Below are 19,458 nucleotides of genomic sequence, written 5' to 3' on the forward strand. Positions count from 1 at the left end.
TCATCCTTGGAGTTGCGGGTTAAATCGACTAAAGCCCTGATGGCATCAGAGTTGCTAGGATCAATTTTCCCTAAGCTCTCTGCCGCTTGCCTACGGATAAAATCATCCTTGGAGTTGTGGATGAACTCGACTAAAGCGCTTATCGCATCAGAGTTGCCAGCACCAATTTTCCCTAAGCTATATACTGCTTGCCAACAGGTATAATCAGACTTGGAGTTGCGGATTAAATTGACTAAAGCGCTTATCGCATCAGAGTTACCAGGATCAATTTTCTCTAAGCTCTGTGCCGCTTGCCAACAGCTATCATCATCTTTGGAGTTGCAGATGAACTTGACAAGAGCATTAATAGCTTTTGGGCGATATGTCTCTGCGAGTACTGCCTCAGCTGTTTCTTGAAGAGAAAAGTTTGTGATATTTTCGATAGGTTCGATAAGTTTGTCAATGAGGGAAGTATTAAAACCCCACTGAACGATTTGCTCTACGATTTCATCAGCTTTAGAACAATCTCTAAACTCAGCAATTCCCCTTGCAGCTAGAATATAGGCTCGATACTTATAAAAGTTATTGCAATTATCCTCAAACTCTACCAATGCTTTTATAAACTGCTCTTTCTGCTCTGTTTCTAGTTCTTCGCAACCCAACCAGAGCAAAATCACCTGCTTCCATTGGGGTTCAAATATGCGATAAGTTCCTTGGGATGGGTTGTTGGGGACGTGGTTAAGCAAAAAGTGCCAATCATCAATCGCTAATGCCGCAAAATATTCCTGAAACGTGGCATGGTAGAAAGCATAAAACGGTTCATCTGTTTGTTTATCTCGATCTACCTGATTCAGCCACCCTAAACGACAAGCGCAATTAAAGAGATTCTCTCCCATCACCCGGTAAGCAAAATTCTGTCCAATGCGAAATCGGGTTTTTCCAGAAGCGATCGCCTCCTGTGCCAACTTTCCTAAAGCTGCATTCAACTCATTCTGTTGGGCGAGCGTTGTTGGAAATTCAGCTTGTTTCCATTCATAGTGGTATAGTGTAAATCGCTTGTAAAGTGCAGCTTGAGTTTCTGGTAAATCCTTAGTCATGTCCCAGACTTGACACATCAAAGCTAATCTCAGGGGGTTTTTTACCAAGTCAAGCAAGCGTTCCCTTCCAGATTCATTCAGCTTTTGCCATAGCAGTTCCCCTTGTCCTTTTGTTCTCTTATCCTCTTCCTCAGCCCGCTGGAACCAAGCTAGAATAAAATCCTGCACTTGCCCGCTGCTAAACTCCTGAGTTTTGAAATTCTGGAAGTCAAGCAGATTTTTGGTGCTAACATCCCAAACATTCAGCCGACAAGTTAACACAACTCGCGCCGCAGCAAGTTTGCTAATGTCTTGGCTAATCTTATTTAAAGCGTCAACAGAAGATGCAGCTTGCATCTCATCCAAACCATCCAGCAGAAACCATACCCGTTGTTGCTGCAACAATTCTTGCAGTTGGTTTAGTGTGATTGGATTTTCGAGCCAACTTTTCAGCAGGTATTTTTCCAGCGTGTCCCCAGACAAATTGCTCAAAGGAATATAGATTGGCAAGGCGTTATGCTCAATTAAGTACTTGCCAATCTTTTCCAGCAAGGTAGACTTTCCCGCTCCTGGTTCTCCGATAATGGCTATATTCTTGTCTTTGATGTTGGAAGCATCCCCAATCACCTCTGTGAGAAATTTCTCATGCTCATAAGTCGTCTTGATAACTTCCTCAGTAAGTTGATACGCAAGCATTCCTTTTTCCGGTGAGATATCCTCACTGCGGCGAGGCTGTTGTTTGCGCTCAACAAGTCCTAAAGGGACATAAATATCGAGTTCAAATCCCCTTGGTGTTGCTAGCCGTCGTTGACGATTAACATCGAGTTGCTGTTGGAATTTGTTTTGGCAGACTTCGCGCCAGTTGATGGGAGTTGACTTTACCCGATTCTCCCCGTCGGGCGAATTCAGTCAAAAAGTGCCACCAATAATAGTATTTCCTTGGAAAACGTTTTTAATCGAATCAGCTAATTTCGTGGAATTAATGACGGTTGCTGGTTGAGAGTTGATGTCATTTTCTAACGCCTGAACTTTTGCAGCAATTTTTGGATCACCTTTCGCTGCTGCTTCTACTTCCACAACACCTTGAGCAATTTCTGGATCTGCGTCTGCCGCTGCTTTGAGTTCCAGCACAGCTTGCCCATAATCTAACCGTTGCTGTTCGTTTGCTTGTGTAGCATTGGTGAGTAATGGTAACTTATTCTTAGTACGAAGCTGTTCGATTAACTTGCGACTTTGCTGCCATGCAGCATCTCCGAGATTTTCGCCAGTTTTCTCCAGTGCTTTTGTTAGAAGTAGGGTGGCGATCGCTGTAGCCACAGCCGTCAAAGTTACTGGTTCCATAAATTATTTCATAGTAGATTCTTCTGTATTATTTATACCGTAGCATCCACTAATTTTTCGGAATAACATCTTGCACCGAGAGCGATGAGTACGCCTTGAACTCAAGTTCAAGGCTTATAAACAAAGTCAGTTAAAACGGACTCACAGACTTACCCAGTCCGTTTTAACTGACTTAAGCTTTGAGCCAAGAAATTTATTTCTTGGCGGACGAAAATTATGGTGCAAGATCTGAGCCTTTAACTAGCGATAGAAAACCGCTAGCAACAGCCTTAAGAAACTAAATCCCCCTGTTCCCTGTTCCCTGTTCCGTAATAGCAATTATCCCAACCATTCCGGATTCTTAGCTGTACTATCAAATTGATTCGTAGTCTTAAATAGCTCGTACTGACCTTTTGCAGCAACAGAGCGAGTTCGAGCGAGCAGCGCCCTGACTTGTTCCTGACTCATTGGCTTAAATGTGCGTACTGCTTCAAACGCTTGGTTTAAAATTTCCATGCTTTCAATACCAGTAATCACGGTTGAAGTTGGCAGGTTCATGGCGTAGTGGAGACATTCGATGGGTTTCACTGTATTGCTCTTAAGAATATTTTGGTCCCCCATTGATTTCATACCCAGCACACCGATTCCATTGCTCACTAGTTTGGGTAAAACTTGCTGTTCAAAACTCCTGAAATGTGCATCCATCACATTTAATGGCATCTGCACTGTATCGAAATGGAAGTTATTTTGAGCAGCAACTTCCAGCATTCTCAGGTGAACCAGAGGATCTTTGTGTCCAGTAAAGCCAATGTAGCGAATCTTGCCTGCTTTTTGAGCTTCTAGCACTGCTTCCATTGAACCACCAGGAGCAAAAACGCGGTCTGGGTCTTCCATGCGAATGATTTCATGATGCTGTAGCAAATCAATACGATCTGTTTGCAAACGTTTGAGAGAATCATTAATTTGCTGAGTCGCCGCCTGTTTTGTTCGACCGTCTATTTTAGTCATGAGAAAGACCTTTTGACGGTAACCATCCTGCAGAGCCTTACCCATGCGGATTTCGCTTCCTCCGTTATGGTAGTCCCAACTGTTATCCATGAAATTGATACCGCGATCAATCGCAGTCCGGATGAGACGGATACCTTCTTGCTCATCTTTTGGTCGTCCAATATGGTGACCTCCTAAACCAATCACGGATACTTTTTCTCCGGTGCGTCCCAAAGTTCTGTAGATCATTTCGCCGCTTCTGGTCTGAGTGGGTTTATTTTGGGCTTGTAGTTGTGAGAAGAACCCTTCGGTACCTGCCAACCCTGCTGCAACCAAACCTGAGGTAGAAGCTACTTTCAATAAATCTCGTCTGCTGATATCCACAAATTTCTGTTTCTAAATAATTGTCATAATTCGTTCTCATAGAGTGACACGATGCAAAATAGAGTGCATCTAACTGTTGAGAGAAAACAGCAATGATCGGGGGAAACAGAAGGCTTTGCGCTTACGCTTCACGCAGGTTGCCCGAAAGCTAGCCCCGTCCCGCTCAAAGAAATTTTACAATTTTTTTCCACAACCCTATTTCTCAGTCCAATGACAGATACTTAAATTGTTAAGAACTGTATTTTGCAGATTTTCCAGTGTATTCGGTTTATGAACAAAAAATATTTTTCTGTAGTAGCTGTCCCCTTAGTCGTTGCAGCAACTCTCCTAACCAACATCAGTGCATCCTTTGCTGACTTACCGCCACTCATTCCCCGACAGATTCTATTTGGAAATCCAGAAAAAACAAATCCACAACTATCTCCAGATGGAAAATATCTAACATACATTGCACCTGATAAGAATAATGTATTGCAGGTATGGCTACGCACAGTAGGTCAAAATGACGACCGAGTTCTGACTGCTGACAAAAAGCGTGGTATCCGCAGTTACTTCTGGACTTACAATGGTGAACAATTAATTTACCTACAAGACACAGATGGTGATGAAAATTTTCACTTTTATGCTGTTAATATAAGGTCTAACGAAGTGCGTGACCTAACGCCGTATAAGGGCGTGAGAGCGCGAATGATTGCCTTAGAGCCGAATTTCCCCAATGAGGTGCTGGTGGGTCTGAATATTAAAGACCCCCGCAAGCACGATGCTTACCGTATCAACCTGAAAACGGGAGCAGCAAAGCTGGAATTAGAAAACTCTGTTAATGTGACTGAGTCTGTTGCAGATCCACAGTTGAAAATCCGTGCATCTGTAGCCAGTACTCCTGATGGAGGTTCTAGCTTATCTGTTAGGCAAACAACAAATCAACCCTGGAAGATAGTTCGTAAATGGGGACCTGATGACGAAGGCGGTGCTGTTGGCTTTTCCCAGGATGGGAAAACACTTTATATCACGGGAAGTCATAATGCGAATGCGACACGAGTTTTGGCGCTGAACTTGGCTACAGGTAAAGAATCCGTTATTGCTCAAGACCCGCAGTATGATGCAGGAGGAATGTTTGCTCACCCAGTCAAACGCCAAATTCAGGCGGTTTCGTTTGAGAAAGACAAGTTGGAGTGGCAGATATTAGATAAAAGTATTGCCCCGGATTTTCAGGCAATATCTAAAGTCAGCCCAGGTGAATTTTCTGTCGTTGACCGCGACCTTGCTGATAAAACTTGGCTAGTTGCTTATCGTACTGATAACGGTCCGGTCTACTACTACACTTATGATCGCACCTCTAAGCAAAGCAAACTCCTCTTCAGCAATCAACCAAAATTGGAAGGTCTACAACTCGCCCAAATGAAACCGATTTCCTATAAATCTCGGGACGGGTTGACTATCCACGGCTACCTGACAACACCTGTAGGAATTCCGACAAAGAATTTACCTACAGTCCTCCTCGTGCATGGCGGACCTTGGACGCGGGATACTTGGGGTTACAACCCACAAGCGCAGTGGCTAGCAAACCGTGGCTACGCAGTTCTACAACTCAACTATCGAGGTTCTACCGGATACGGCAAAAAATTCCTTAACGCCGGAAATCGTGAATGGGCAGGTACAATGCACAATGACCTGATTGATGGTGTTAACTGGATTGTCCAACAAGGTATCGCAGATCGGAAAAAAGTTGCGATTATGGGGGGTTCCTACGGCGGTTATGCCACTTTGGTAGGATTGACATTCACTCCTGATGTCTTTGCTGCTGGTGTAAGTATTGTTGGTCCAAGCAACTTGATAACGCTATTAAAAAGTATTCCGCCCTATTGGGAGTCAGGACGAGCAGAATTTTATAATCGTATCGGTAATCTAGAAAAAGAGCCGGAGTTTCTCAAGTCTCGTTCTCCATTATTTTTCGTGGATCGCATCAAAGTTCCTTTGCTGATTGGACAAGGTGCAAATGACCCCCGAGTCAAGCAAGCAGAAAGCGAACAAATTGTTGCAGCGATGCGAAAAGCAAACAAGCCTGTAGAGTACATCCTCTACCCAGATGAAGGACACGGTTTTGCACGTCCGCAAAACCGGCTACACTTCTATGCTAAAGCAGAAGAGTTTCTTAGCAAATATCTGGGCGGACGAGTAGAAGCAGTAGGTGACATACCGGGAAATTCTGGAGTGGTTAAGTAAGAATTGTTCATGGTTAGTCATCAGTCACTTTTGGTTCATAATTCAATTAGACCGAGGAGAAAAGACAATCAAGCCAGCAAGCTGCAATTGGATCTAGGATTGTCTTAACAAGACTAGAAAATAAAAATTTTGGGAAGAGGTCTACAACTATGGAACTTACAATTGACAATGTCGAAACCGTTTTAGATGAAATGCGTCCTTATCTCATATCTGATGGCGGTAATGTGGAAGTCGTAGAACTTGATGGCCCCATTGTGAAACTACGGTTGCAAGGTGCTTGTGGTTCTTGTCCCAGTTCCACTATGACTTTGAGAATGGGGATTGAACGTCGCTTGAGGGAAATGATTCCTGAAATTGCAGAAGTTGAGCAAGTGATGTAAAAGTTATTAGTCAATAGTTAACACTCAAGAGTCCAAAGTCCATAGACTCTTGAGTGTTGGCGCTTGAATGGCAGTTGCTAAACTATGTGACAAACCCCTTGTAGCAACTGTCTCCTGCTTCCTCTTGAACGGCAGTTGCTACAACGGAGGGAACCTCCCTCCGGGTTCGCCCTTCGGGTATCTCCTGCGGAGACGCTGCGCTAACGCCAGTCGCCTGCGGAGGGAAACCCTCCCGCAGCGCTGGACTCACCAGATGCCAAGTGAGGGAGACCCTCATCAAGCAGGTTGTCGTCACCGCAACGCACTACCTCCCCTTAACCCTTGACTTTTGCTATGTCTCATCCTCTCTACGTCGCTTTTATTTGGCATCAACATCAGCCGCTGTACAAATCTGCCACGAACGCGCTGTCTAGTTCTCAGCATTATCGTTTACCTTGGGTGCGTTTGCATGGTACAAAGGACTATCTGGATCTCGTGCTGATTTTAGAGCGGTATCCTCGATTGCACCAAACAGTGAATTTGGTACCATCGCTGATATTGCAACTTGAAGATTACATTGCTGGCACTGCCTTTGATCCTTATTTGCAACTCAGTCTGACACCAACTGAGCAACTATCTGACCAACAGAGACAATTTATCATAGAGCATTTTTTTGACGCCAATCACCACAATCTGATTGACCCCCATCCGCGTTATGGTGAGTTGTATAATACAAGACAAGAGAAAGGACAAGCTTGGTGTTTTACAAATTGGCAGGAGCAAGATTATAGTGATTTGTTGGCTTGGCACAATCTGGCGTGGATTGACCCGATGTTTTGGGATGACCCAGAAATTGAAGCTTGGTTAAAGCAGGGTCGAAATTTTAGTTTGGGCGATCGCCAGCGAATTTACTCAAAACAGCGAGAAATTTTGAGTAAAATTGTACCGCAACATCGAGCAATGCAGGATGCCGGGCAATTAGAAGTCACAACCTCGCCTTACACTCACCCCATCTTGCCCTTACTAGCCGATACCAACTCTGGTCGTGTAGCAGTTCATAATATGACATTACCAGAATATCGGTTTCAGTGGGCAGAAGATATTCCCCGGCATTTGCAGAAAGCTTGGAATTTGTACATAGATAGATTTGGAACAACGCCACGTGGTTTGTGGCCCTCGGAACAATCAGTCAGCCCAGAGATATTGCCGTATATTATTAATCAAGGATTTAAGTGGATTTGCTCAGATGAAGCGGTATTAGGCTGGACGCTGAAACAGTTTTTCCATCGCGATGGTGCGGGAAATGTGCAAAACCCAGAGTTGTTGTATCAACCATACCGCTTGCAAACAGCAGCAGGTGACGTGTCTATTGTCTTTCGGGACCACAGATTATCAGATTTAATTGGTTTTACCTACGGTTCCATGTCACCAAAGCAAGCAGCTGCGGATCTTGTGGGGCATCTGCAGGCGATCGCCCGAATGCAAAAAGATCGCCAAAGCGAACAACCTTGGTTAGTGACCATAGCCTTGGATGGTGAAAACTGCTGGGAATATTATCCCCAAGATGGCAAACCTTTCTTAGACGCTTTGTATCAAAGCCTCAGTAACGAACAGCGTATAAAACTCGTTACCGTTTCAGAATTTATCGAAAAGTTTCCACCAACAGCAACTATCCCAGGAGAACAACTACACAGTGGTTCTTGGGTAGATGGTAGCTTCACCACTTGGATCGGTGATCCTGCTAAAAATCGCGCTTGGGATTACCTAACGCAAGCCAGAGCAACTTTAGCGAATCATCCAGAAGCAACAGAAGAAAACAACCCCGAAGCATGGGAAGCTTTATATGCAGCAGAGGGTTCTGACTGGTTTTGGTGGTTCGGTGCAGGGCATTCCTCAAATCAGGATGCCATTTTTGATCAGTTGTTTCGAGAGCATTTGTACGCAATATACAAGGCGTTAAATGAACCAATACCACCCTACCTCCGCCAACCTGTAGAAGTTCATGAGGCAAGGACTGATCATCGTCCAGAAAGCTTTATTCATCCAATCATAGATGGTAAAGGTGATGAGCAAGACTGGGACAAAGCCGGACGCATAGAACTTGGTGGCGCACGAGGAACAATGCACAACAGCAGTGCCATTCAGCGGCTTTGGTACGGAGTGGATCACTTGAATTTCTATTTACGCTTAGACTTCAAAACAGCAATTCAGCTAGGGCAGGATGTGCCACCAGAATTGAATCTACTGTGGTATTATCCTGACAAAACGATGCACAACAGTCCTGTTCCTTTAGCAGAAGTGCCAGATACATCTCCAATGAATTACCTGTTCCACCATCATTTGGAGATTAACTTGCTGACGCAATCCATTCAGTTTCGGGAAGCTGGGGAGGATTATCAATGGTATCCGCGTGCTAGTCGTGCTCAAGTCGCTTTCAACAAATGTTTGGAATTGGCGGTTCCTTGGGCAGATTTGCAAATTCCGCCAGATTATCCCTTGCGCTTGATTTTGGTGCTTTCGGAGGAAGGACGTTTCTGCAATTATCTTCCAGAAAATGCTTTGATTCCAATTGAAGTACCTTGAGTCACATCTTGCACGATCAAAATGATTGCAATTTTGTAGCCTGAACTTATGATTCTGTAGGGTGGGAACTGCCCACCTTACTTTTTTTGAGAAGGTGCAACAAAGGTACTGCTAAACCAAAAAAGCAATTACCAAAGTCAGCTTGACCATTTTACTTTTCTGCTTTCAGGTGTTCACCGAATTAACTCCACCGAAGAGTTACCCCCCAAACCCCGTGGAAAATCCTCTGGTTAGAAAGGTGGAAAAATATGTCAACGTAGAATTACTTATATGTTATAAAAAAAAAGACTCCTAAGGCACGTAAACGAAATCTGGAGTCTGCTTAAATATGTAGTTTATATTACCTTTCAATCCACCCTTTATTAGCCCAGTGGCACTGGGTCGTTTTTCATGTCCAGTTTAAACAGAAGATGTTTTAGAACGCACCATCAAACAATCATATTCAGTAACATAACCGTCAAAATTACGAAAGGCAGGAAATAAATCAATAAGCTCAAAACCTAGGGATTCATAATACCTTAAGGCATCCAAATATGAAGGTATGTTAATGTAATTAGGTCGCACAGAGATTTCAGATTGCAAACACAGAATTTTATCTATGCACTTACTTGCACCCTTAACAACTTCAATGTCATATCCTTGAGTATCCATCTTTAAAAAGATACGCGGTTCAGGCACTAAAGTGAGAATATCATCCAAAAGAGAGTCTAGAGGCTTGATTTTGACTTCGCAGGAATTAACAGTTTTTGGCATACTAGCATTAGGCACTAGAAATGAACTCAGTTCTGAATAGGTGTTCAAATTAAAGGTCGCCAAAGCATCCTCACTTCCAAGTCCCAAATCATATCCTCTCCAAAGGGTATCGTGTTTAAAGTTCTTTTGAAGAGTGGGAAATATTTCTGGATGTGGCTCAAAACTAAGAATCTGTCCTTTATAGCCTAGTTTCCTGATGTTTTCTGCAAAGTAACCGATATTAGCTCCCACATCAAGGACACAGTTAATTCTTAATTTCTTCAAAAGAGTCACTAAGTAAGTTTGGTAAGAAAATCGACCTATTTTTTCTTCTACAGATTTGGGTATTTTATAGCCTGCCGAAATCAAAGAATAAGCTATGTCTCTCAACATTGTGATGACTTCCTTTAGCAACCTGGGTAAATGTGTCAACAATCAACACAGGAAGAATTTTAGCAGCGATTGGTACTCCTGCCAAATCTCCTAAACCTCGTGGAAAATCTCCTGTTTGGTCACCATGTGAACCACGCCAACGTAGAATTCGCGCTTCCAGTGGTCAAAAAAGGTACTACACGATGAAAGTCGTAAATGTCAAAAACGGCTTAAGCCTTTAATATATCATCTTTGAGGTTTTCAGTTCGTTAACGAGCGCACTCCTGGGTTATTTTGTTGTTATTTAGTATCAATTTCAACAAGTAAGCATTTTTCAGTTCGCGAACGCGAGTGCTTGCGCCATAAGGCGCTTAGCTCCTCGCTTTGGGAGGCTCGCCCGCTTAGTCTTAAGTTGAGTAAACTCCAGTTCTAAGTAACTCCACTTAATGAAACGTGAAATCTCCATGGCGTTCAACCCAAGCCCCTTCTTAAAAGTGCAAGCTCCCTGTAGACGCCTCCCTTGCGCGTGTCCCTTTGGGACTGGTGTAATCGCAAAGACTCTATTTTACGTTTTTTAATGTTGACCTGACTTGAAAAAGTGCGGAGTAAAAGTCAATTTTCATAGCTGCTGTGGTTTTGAGTTCATGATAGTTACTTATAAGCAAAAATCTCTATGTATATCCGCGTATAACTGTCTTGAAAAACAAAAAACTATGAATTTTGTTATAAATTTATTTTCAGTAGTACTGATACCAATTGGCAAAATTATCAGGACAAAAATATTCCGATTTTCTTGACATTTTGTATAATAAGAGTAACGATCAATCATCATGATTTTTTTTAGGGATAACTTAAGCGTAATTTATCACGCAGTCGTGCCTACCAATGATGATCTGCTGCCTTAATCCTGATTGTTCAAATCCCCTAAATCCCAGTGGAAAAAAGTTTTGCAGAACGTGCAGCACTCCACTGATACCACTGCTACGAAATCGTTTCCATATTATTAAACTTCTTTCTGATGAGGGCGGATTTGGTAGAACTTATTTAGCAGAAGATGTAGATAAATTAAATGAACGATGTGTTATTAAGCAGTTAGCTCCAAGAATCCAGGGAACCTGGGCACTCAAAAAAGCAATAGAATTGTTTGAAAAAGAAGCTCAGCGGCTACAAGAACTTGGAACACATCCTCAAATTCCAACGCTTTTGGCTTACTTTGAACAAGATAAATACCTGTATTTGGTACAGCAGTTTATTGATGGTCAAAATTTGTTAACTGAACTCCAACAAAAGAAGAAGTATAACTGTAGTGAAATTAAAAAAATATTGCTAGATTTACTACCTGTTCTCAAGTTTATTCATGAGCAAGGAGTGATTCATCGGGATATTAAGCCACAAAATATTATCCGCCGTCAAACCTCTCTATCCTCAAAAACAGCGGTTTCGGAAATAGGCAGAAATTTAGTCCTGATTGATTTTGGTTCTGCAAAGCAGTTAACAGCACAAGCACAGATGAAAATCGGGACTTCCATTGGCTCACAAGGCTACTCCCCGATTGAACAAATCAGGGACGGTGCTGCTTATCCAGCCAGTGATTTGTTTGCTCTTGGGGCGACCTGCTTTCATTTACTAACTGGAGTTTCCCCTTTTAAGTTATGGACAGAACATGGATATAGCTGGGTAAAAGATTGGCAACAGTACCTGAAAAACCCAATCACTGAAGAATTAGCACAAATTCTCGACAAGCTATTGCAAAAAGACATAGAGGATCGCTACCAATCAGCTCATCAAGTTCTTGCTGATTTGCTCATCAAGCACCAAAAACAATCACAATCAACAGCTGTAACTCAAATAAAGCAGATCACAAAGTTATCAATTACTCAGCTGCAAACTGTATCAAAACCATATCTTTTGTTAAGAAATTTGCTCTTAGCTGGCAGTGCCATTATACTATTGGGTTCTGGAGAATTTTGGTATCGACAATTTCATAATCTAGAAATGAGAATATCCGCTAGTTTGAGTCAGCCAAATAGTAGCGCGACAAATCGAGAAATGATTTTTCATCAGGGTAAGCAGGCTCCTTTAGAAAACTTTTTATTAGCCTCGACTGTCAAAGGATATACCAACTCAATTTTGTCCGTCGCTATTAGCCCAGATAATAAGGCAATTGCTAGTAACAGCAATGATACTATTAAACTGTTAAGTTTAGTCACGGGACAGGAAATCTCCACTCTTAGCGGTCATACCAATACAGTTAATTTCACAAGCTTCAGTCCAGACGGACAAATCCTAGTGAGTGCGAGTGAAGATAAAACTATAAAAATTTGGAATCTGGCAACTGGACAACAAATGCGCACTTTGGAGGGGCATACTCACTCAGTTAATACCCTTGCTTTTAGTCATGATAGTAAGATACTTGCGGATGGTAGTAATGACAACACAATTAAAGTTTGGAATTTGGCAACAGCAGATGAAATACGCACACTAAGAGGGCATTCTAGCTCAGTTCGATCTGTGGCGTTTAGTCCCAACGACAATACCCTTGCCAGTGGCAGTTTTGATAAAACCATTAAACTTTGGAATTTGGCAACAGGACAGGAAATCCGCACACTTGAAGGTCATTCTGGCAAAGTGACCTCTGTTGCGTTTAGTCCCGATGGTAAAATACTTGCCAGTGGCAGTTTTGATAAAACCATTAAACTGTGGAACTTGGCAACAGGACAGGAAATCCGCACACTTGAAGGTCATTCTGGCAAAGTGACCTCTATTGCCTTTAGTCCTGATGGTAAAATACTTGCTAGTGGTAGTTTTGATAAAAGCATTAAACTGTGGAACTTGGTTACAGGACAGCAAATCCGCACACTCGAAGGTCATTCCGATGGGATTCAATCTGTCGCTTTTAGTTCAGATGGAAAAACTCTTGTGAGTGGAGGTAATGATAAAACTATTAGGATTTGGCAAACGTCTCTTTAAAATTTTTTGATTTGAAGACTTTTCTGTTGTCAACGTTACAGGAAATACGCAAGAGTCTAATCACAAATCTGGAATATTATCGCTTCAATCGGTAAATAAGTATATTCCTACAAAAGAATGATGCTCTCTATTTCACAGAGGTAGCAACATGAGAGCAGCACAACTTTAAATTTTGCAAGGGTTCTGTGAACATGACTGATTCAAAAGTTAAAGTGTTGACGAGTGTGGCGATCGCGCTTTTAGGATTTGGGTGTGTTTGGTATTTACAATCTTCCCCTGCTGCTACTACTAGTGCATCTTCTCACGAGAGTGAATCTCAAACAACACATGACGAAAATTTTTCTGAAGCCTTTACCCTTGCGGGACACTCAGACTCAATTTTAGCTGTTGCTATTAGCCCTGATGGACACACTCTTGTCAGTGTCAGTGGAGACAAGACTATCAAGCTGTGGAATCTCGATACAGGCAAGGAAATCCGGACTCTAGTAGGGCATTCTGACTGGGTGAATTCAGTTGTATTTAGTCCTGATGGAAAGACTCTTATCAGTGCAAGTGCTGATAGAACTATCAAAGTGTGGAATCTGGATACGGGAAAAGAAATTCAGACTTTGACAGGACATTTAGCTTCAGTTCAAGCTGTTGCTATTAGCCCTGATGGTTCAACCCTTGCTAGTGGCAGTTGGGACCAGACTATTAAATTGTGGAAATTGGCTACAGGTAAAATCATTCGCACCCTCAAAGGTGGGTGTGACGTAGTTAACACCGTTGCCTTTAGCCCAAATGGAAAGACTCTTGCTAGTGGTAACTATTTTGACAACAGCATTAATTTATGGGATGTAGCCACAGGAAAGGAAACTCAGACCCTCAGAGGGCACTCTGAAGCTGTTTCCTCCCTTATCTTCAGCCCTGATGGGAAAACCCTCATCAGTGGTAGTTGGGACAAGACGATCAAATTGTGGGAGATCGCTACGCAAAGAGAAATCTACACCCTGGCAGGACATGCTAATAAAGTTTTGTCTGTCGCTGTCAGTCCAGATGGGAAAACCATTGCCAGCAGTAGTTGGGACAAAACTATCAAACTTTGGAATTTGGCTATGGGAAAGGAAATTCGCACTCTTAAGGGGCATACCAAAAGAGTTTGGTCTGTGGCGTTTAGTCCAGATGGTAAAACCCTTGTTAGTGGTAGTTTTGATAAGACTGTTAAGATTTGGCACGTTGTTTCAAGATGATGAATGATAAATCGTGAAGTTTTGTATCATTTATCATTCAAAATTCATAATTCTTTTGAAACTGAAGTTTTCTCCTTGCGTTTGTACTAAAAAAGTCCATAAGCTTTATTTGTCTTTTCGGGCAACGTGAACAGCAGAAAGAAACGAGAGTTGAATACTGTCTCCAAAGTTCTCCAACTTTTCCCTCAACTTTGCAAATAGTAACTCCTTCGTCTGCGGCTCAAGCTTACGAAATAGTATGTGTCATCTACAGGTAGCCTAGCGCGATCAATCAGTGCACTGATAATATCATCAAGATTTGGCAAGTGCCCCGTGAGTGATGTGGTAGCATGTGAACGCCCAATCAAGCGACTGGACTTTAAACTAGTATTAAAATCAATTTGGGATTTGTTAATATGACACAGCTACTTACTGAAGAAGAAATTCAAGAAAAGGTAAGCCATTTGCCAAATTGGACACTGCAGGCGTCAACGTTACAATGTACGCGCCAATTTAAAGACTTTATCGAGGCTATAGAATTTGTAAATAAGCTTGTTGAACCTGCTGAGTCAGCACAACATCATCCAGATATTGAAATTTCTTACAACAAAGTCAAGATTTCACTGACAACGCATGACGCAGGTGGATTGACACAGAAAGACTTTGATTTGGCAAAGCTCATTTCCGAAATTAATTAAGTTAGGATAAAAAATAACCAAATAAGAAGTCAGAAGCCACTAGCCAGAATGACGAGTGTGTGAGTGGTGATTCACTACTACACCCAGGTTTGCCGACAGAAATATCGAGTGTTTAAAGCACCGTCTCGGTAGGAGACGCTACTGAATCCCCCGGATTTATCCGTGGGGAACTTTTTGCTGAATTCATATCGCTGAATTCTTTTCAAATTTTTTGTGCAAGATATTTTGAGTGGGGAAAAAGTTCCCAGAGAGGATATTTTTGACATCATGTTATATCTAAATCGATTTTTGGAGACTGAAGTCAGAGGTGTGACAGTTTAGAAGGCGATCGCTTCAATCTTGTCATCCATTTTTCCTAATTTATAATTGCAAGTAAATAGAAATACGTTTTTGCATAAGTTAATTGCATTGTTTTTTTACCTAAACTTAACTGTTTGTTAGCTTGGCAAAAACTAAAGTAGTGTACTGGGCCAGCATGCCTAATCCACAAGTATCAATAAAAACTTGCAACTTTGAAAACAGTTGCAGCAAAAAATTTATCTATACAAAGGTGTGAGGAGAACAGGAAACATGTCTAATCTCTTGTGGAAATCTCTAGTAACCAGTCCAGCAGTTTTGGGAGCAACGTTGTTGGTGTCCACAACGGCGATCGCAGCCCCAAAGAACATCAGCCATGAAGTTGTGACAACAGAAGTTTCACAAACGAGCAATAATCAAGAAGCTTCTAGTTCAGTCTCAACAACTTCAACGACAACAACTGCGACTGCAGTTTCCCCCAAGCCAGAGACGTTGATTCAAGCACAACAAACAAAAGTCAACGTTTCGCAGCAAGTAAGCAGCTACAGCAACGAGGGGAACAATAATTCTCAGTCCCAAGTGACATCGGTTTCCCAGTTCTCCGACGTACAGCCAACAGATTGGGCTTTCCAAGCGTTACAGTCCTTAGTTGAGCGGTATGGTTGTATTGCTGGTTATCCCAATGGGACGTTCCGTGGGAACCGTGCTTTGACTCGTTATGAATTTGCTGCAGGTTTAAATGCATGTCTAGACCGCGTTAACGAACTCATTGCGACAGCAACATCCGACTTAGTAAGAAAAGAAGATCTGACGACTTTGCAGCGCTTACAAGAAGAATTTTCTGCAGAATTGGCGACTCTACGCGGTCGTGTAGATGTATTGGAAGCGCGGTCAGCAGAATTGGAAGCAAACCAATTCTCAACGACTACCAAACTCGTTGGTGAAGCAATCTTCGCCCTCAGTGATGCTTTCGGCGATACAGTAGGCAAAAACAATAATACTGTCTTCCAGAACAGAGTACGTTTAGATTTGCAAACCAGCTTCACAGGTAAGGACGTTCTGCATACGCGTTTGGCAACTGGTAACGCCAGAAGATTAAATACAGGTGGTAATGTAGACGTCAATAGAAACGGAGTTATAGACACCTCAGAGCAAAATGCTGAAGGCTTTCAAACGTTTAACCTTAATGGAGATAGTAGCAACAGCAATGACATTGTCCTTGATTGGTTGGCTTACTACGTCCCCATAGGACCTGCCCAACTTTACGTTGCAGCTACTGGTGGTATTCACAGCGATTATGCTGCTACCAATAACCCCTACTTTGAAGACTATGACGGCGGTAACGGCGCTTTGACTACCTTCGGTTCTGAAAACCCCATTTATCGTATTGGTGGGGGTGCAGGTGCAGCGCTCAATATTCCCTTTGGTAAAGGTGGCGGTATTCTCAAACCAAGTTCGCTAACAGTGAGTTACTTGGGATCTGAACCGAATAATCCAGGTATAGGTTCAGGTATATTCAATGGTAACTATGCTGCTTTAGGACAATTAAACTTTAATCTTGGTCAGCGGATTGCGTTAGCAGCCACCTACGTTCACGGATATCATGGTGCTGGTAGTGCTTTATTTGATGCTGGTGGATTCCAAGGAGCAAATGTCCCTGTTGTAGGTACTTCACAAGCTAACGCTCTGAGTTCGACCAATGCATCTTCCAGCAACTCCTATGGTTTGTCAGCAGCGTTTAGACCGAGTGACAAACTCTCTGTTAGTGGCTTCGTTTCCTATCACGACGTAACAGGTTTTGGTAGAAATGATGACTATGAAGCTTGGAGCTACGGATTGGGAGTTGCCTTACCTGACTTGGGCAAGAAAGGTAACGTCTTAGGTGTTTTCGGAGGTGCTCAACCTTATGCCCTTGGCAGAGTAGCTGGTGCTAACGCTGTCCCATATCAAATCGAGGGTTTTTACAAGTATCGCGTAAGTGATAATGTTTCCATTACTCCTGGTGTGATTTATCAGATATCTCCTGGTCAGAATAGCAATAACGATAATGCGTTTATTGGAACCCTCAGAACAACATTCACCTTCTAGATAGTTGACAATATTTATCAGATATTGTAAGCATAATAATTGCTCCGCAGATTGCAGCGGGGCTTTTTATATTTTTAGCTAAATTGGGCATTCATCTGATCGTAACCGTTCAGGGGGTTAGGAATGCGATCGTAAACAATAGCAACCAAATTCTGGTAATCTCAGAGGTATGGAAGAAAATAGCCCTGCCTACAGACAGCATATACCTCAACAGGATTGGGAAAGAACTCCACCTAGCGTTCAGAAACTGGTGGAGGACATGTGGCAGTGCATAGAAAAATTGGAACAACAAGTAGGGATGTTGCTAGAAGTTCAGCAGCAACTGTTAGAAAAAATAAATTGCACATCGAAAAACTCATCATCTCCCCCATCAACTGACCCGCCCAATACGCCAAAAACACAGAGAAAGCAAAAAAGTGGTAGAAAGCGGGGAGGGCAAAAAGGTCACGAAGGTCATGGTCGTTCATTGTACCCAGCAGAAAGATGTGCTCGTATAGTTGACCACATAAATACCCTTTATCGAAGCGAATATAAAAAGTATAAAAAATTACGTATTTAGCCCGATAGCCGGATACCAAAAATCCCCACACCTCACAAGGCATAGGGAAATGATTGGGAGCTATCGGGAAAGGTGCTCGGTAATAGTGCTTCAGAGAGCAAACCTACCTCAAGCCCTTAAACACCTTTAAATCGACCCGTAGCAGTGGGAAAGCGAATCAACAAGAACCATTACCTTCGATTGGTTTACGGTTAGAGTCACATATAAAACAGTTTCCCGATTGCTCTATCACCATGTAATTGCCCCCTTTAATTTGGTTCTTAAGACCAAAATCTAGACTACATATTTCGCCATTATTATCCTGTCTTCTGACAGAGACATTGTTAACATTCCAGCTTAAGCTTTCACTTCTTTGCCCTGGCGCAATTGATACAGATGTACCAGAACTTCCAACTACGACCGTAGTGCCCGTATTATTGTAAATTCGAGCTGCATAACAAGGGGAGACGGTTGCTAGACATATTACTAGCATGACGATCATCACTTTCAGAATTCGTTTTACATTCATTGTCATTATCCTTATCAGTTGAGGCTATAGGACAAAAGCTCTTATAGCTATACTCTATAAATAGTTTTATGTGAAATTAACTTATGCACTAGTGGTCTGTCATCACTTGAGCCAAATCACAATAGTAATGAGGTAAATTGCGCCAAGAAAGTTGAATTTACACTTCTTTTAGAGAGTATAAATGCTTATTTTAAGAGTAAGGTGAAATAGTAAAAACCCCCGGCGAACGCCCTGCCACAGCCCCGACAAACGCCACAGGACGACCGCCCGGAAGTAGTTTTGTTGCTCGGATGTTGACTGTGGTCACTACTCTCAAGTCTCAACAACGTAATGTCCTGGAGTTTATGACACACGCGGTTGTTGCTGCTCGTGCAGGTAAACCTGCTCCTTCCTTGCTTCCTCAGGTGACCTCTTCTTCTGGCGATCACGACTTGATTGCGGCTTAATTTTGTTACTTCATTTTTTCTTCAACGTTAGGATATTGTTTCTTATTTGTACCCCCTGAACGGTTACCATCTGATCACTGTTTCACAAATGCAGCTATCACAGAGACTTTATTTTATAGCCCTCCTGCCACCGCAGGAAATTCAAGATTACGCAAATCAAATTAAGCAGTACTTTGCTGATAAATATGCTAGTCGTCACGCCCAAAAATCTCCACCGCACATCACCCTGCAACCGCCCTTTAAATGGGCAGATGCTGACGTACCAAGACTAGAAGAATGCCTGAAATATTTTGCCAGTGATCGAGAGTCTGTGCCGATTACACTGAGTGGGTTTGGTGCTTTTGCCCCTCGTGTGATATACATTAATGTTGTCAGAAGTTTAGAACTGATGACTTTGTATACTGATTTGATAATGTATATGGAGAGTAACTTGGGAATTGTTGACAAGGTTGGGAAAACTCGTCCCTTTGCTCCCCATATGACAGTTGCGTTTAGAGACTTAAGCAGGCAAAACTTTCAGGCAGCTTGGTCTGAATTTGAAAAGCAACAGTTACAGTTTGAGTTTACTGCTTCTGACTTAAAGCTGTTGCTACACGATGGTAGGCGGTGGAATGGTGAAGTACCCCATCTTGCCTTCGGCTGAAGATGGGGCTTCCCCCAAATCCAACT

Annotated in this window: 16 protein-coding genes; 11 read left to right on the forward strand and 5 right to left on the reverse strand. The window is 42.5% G+C overall.

Annotated elements, in window-relative coordinates; genetic code table 11:
- From DP116_RS08770 to DP116_RS08780, 3 genes are all read right to left on the reverse strand, one after another.
- Positions 1 to 1,751 (reverse strand): NACHT domain-containing protein (locus tag DP116_RS08770; RefSeq protein WP_211173167.1); only part of this gene is annotated, 1,751 nt, incomplete at its 3' end.
- Positions 1,752 to 1,964: 213 nt separating this feature from the next.
- The gene (locus DP116_RS08775; protein WP_169154824.1) at positions 1,965 to 2,396 is read right to left on the reverse strand and encodes a hypothetical protein; all 432 of its coding nucleotides are present in this window, start codon (positions 2,394 to 2,396) and stop codon (positions 1,965 to 1,967) included.
- Positions 2,397 to 2,714: 318 nt separating this feature from the next.
- Entirely contained in the window at positions 2,715 to 3,746 is a 1,032-nt protein-coding gene (locus DP116_RS08780) for an aldo/keto reductase (protein WP_169154825.1), read from the reverse strand.
- A gap of 270 nt (positions 3,747 to 4,016) precedes the next feature.
- On the opposite strand from DP116_RS08780, the gene DP116_RS08785 reads away from it, so the two are divergent.
- Together DP116_RS08785 and DP116_RS08790 are read left to right on the forward strand one after the other, a co-directional pair.
- Positions 4,017 to 5,969, forward strand: a complete 1,953-nt coding sequence (locus tag DP116_RS08785; protein ID WP_169154826.1) for a S9 family peptidase — start codon at positions 4,017 to 4,019, stop codon at positions 5,967 to 5,969.
- Between the two features lie 149 nt (positions 5,970 to 6,118).
- Positions 6,119 to 6,349, forward strand: a complete 231-nt coding sequence (locus tag DP116_RS08790; RefSeq protein ID WP_169154827.1) for a NifU family protein — start codon at positions 6,119 to 6,121, stop codon at positions 6,347 to 6,349.
- 82 nt (positions 6,350 to 6,431) lie between these two features.
- On the opposite strand, the gene DP116_RS08795 is transcribed toward DP116_RS08790, so the two are convergent.
- Positions 6,432 to 6,629 (reverse strand): hypothetical protein, encoded by a 198-nt coding sequence (locus DP116_RS08795; RefSeq protein ID WP_211173168.1) that lies wholly within the window; start codon positions 6,627 to 6,629, stop codon positions 6,432 to 6,434.
- A gap of 53 nt (positions 6,630 to 6,682) precedes the next feature.
- Here DP116_RS08795 and DP116_RS08800 point away from each other — a divergent pair, with 53 nt between their 5' ends.
- Positions 6,683 to 8,911 (forward strand): glycoside hydrolase family 57 protein, encoded by a 2,229-nt coding sequence (locus DP116_RS08800; RefSeq protein ID WP_169154829.1) that lies wholly within the window; start codon positions 6,683 to 6,685, stop codon positions 8,909 to 8,911.
- A 399-nt stretch (positions 8,912 to 9,310) separates the two neighbouring features.
- Here the strand turns inward: DP116_RS08800 and DP116_RS08805 are convergent, their stop codons facing one another.
- Positions 9,311 to 10,036: an FkbM family methyltransferase gene (locus tag DP116_RS08805; RefSeq protein ID WP_169154830.1), complete on the reverse strand. Its 726-nt coding sequence runs from the start codon at positions 10,034 to 10,036 to the stop codon at positions 9,311 to 9,313.
- 32 nt (positions 10,037 to 10,068) lie between these two features.
- On the opposite strand from DP116_RS08805, the gene DP116_RS08810 reads away from it, so the two are divergent.
- From DP116_RS08810 to DP116_RS08840, 8 genes are all read left to right on the forward strand, one after another.
- Positions 10,069 to 10,257 (forward strand): hypothetical protein, encoded by a 189-nt coding sequence (locus DP116_RS08810; protein WP_169154831.1) that lies wholly within the window; start codon positions 10,069 to 10,071, stop codon positions 10,255 to 10,257.
- Positions 10,258 to 10,903: 646 nt separating this feature from the next.
- Positions 10,904 to 12,985 (forward strand): serine/threonine-protein kinase, encoded by a 2,082-nt coding sequence (locus DP116_RS08815; RefSeq protein WP_169154839.1) that lies wholly within the window; start codon positions 10,904 to 10,906, stop codon positions 12,983 to 12,985.
- Between the two features lie 191 nt (positions 12,986 to 13,176).
- Positions 13,177 to 14,214, forward strand: a complete 1,038-nt coding sequence (locus tag DP116_RS08820) for a WD40 repeat domain-containing protein (RefSeq protein WP_169154832.1) — start codon at positions 13,177 to 13,179, stop codon at positions 14,212 to 14,214.
- A gap of 395 nt (positions 14,215 to 14,609) precedes the next feature.
- Positions 14,610 to 14,891 carry a 4a-hydroxytetrahydrobiopterin dehydratase gene (locus tag DP116_RS08825; RefSeq protein WP_169154833.1) on the forward strand — a complete coding sequence of 94 codons (282 nt, stop codon included), beginning with the start codon at positions 14,610 to 14,612 and terminating at the stop codon, positions 14,889 to 14,891.
- A 570-nt stretch (positions 14,892 to 15,461) separates the two neighbouring features.
- The gene (locus DP116_RS08830) at positions 15,462 to 17,276 is read left to right on the forward strand and encodes an iron uptake porin (protein WP_169154834.1); all 1,815 of its coding nucleotides are present in this window, start codon (positions 15,462 to 15,464) and stop codon (positions 17,274 to 17,276) included.
- 169 nt (positions 17,277 to 17,445) lie between these two features.
- A complete protein-coding gene (locus tag DP116_RS08835) occupies positions 17,446 to 17,835 on the forward strand; it encodes a DUF6444 domain-containing protein (protein ID WP_169154835.1) in 390 nt (129 codons plus the stop codon).
- Between the two features lie 798 nt (positions 17,836 to 18,633).
- Positions 18,634 to 18,789 carry a hypothetical protein gene (locus tag DP116_RS28510; RefSeq protein ID WP_211173169.1) on the forward strand — a complete coding sequence of 52 codons (156 nt, stop codon included), beginning with the start codon at positions 18,634 to 18,636 and terminating at the stop codon, positions 18,787 to 18,789.
- Positions 18,790 to 18,877: 88 nt separating this feature from the next.
- Entirely contained in the window at positions 18,878 to 19,432 is a 555-nt protein-coding gene (locus DP116_RS08840) for a 2'-5' RNA ligase family protein (RefSeq protein ID WP_169154836.1), read from the forward strand.
- Positions 19,433 to 19,458 lie beyond the last annotated feature (26 nt).

This window comes from Brasilonema bromeliae SPC951 (genome assembly GCF_012912135.1).
Classification (GTDB): Bacteria; Cyanobacteriota; Cyanobacteriia; order Cyanobacteriales; family Nostocaceae; genus Brasilonema; species Brasilonema bromeliae.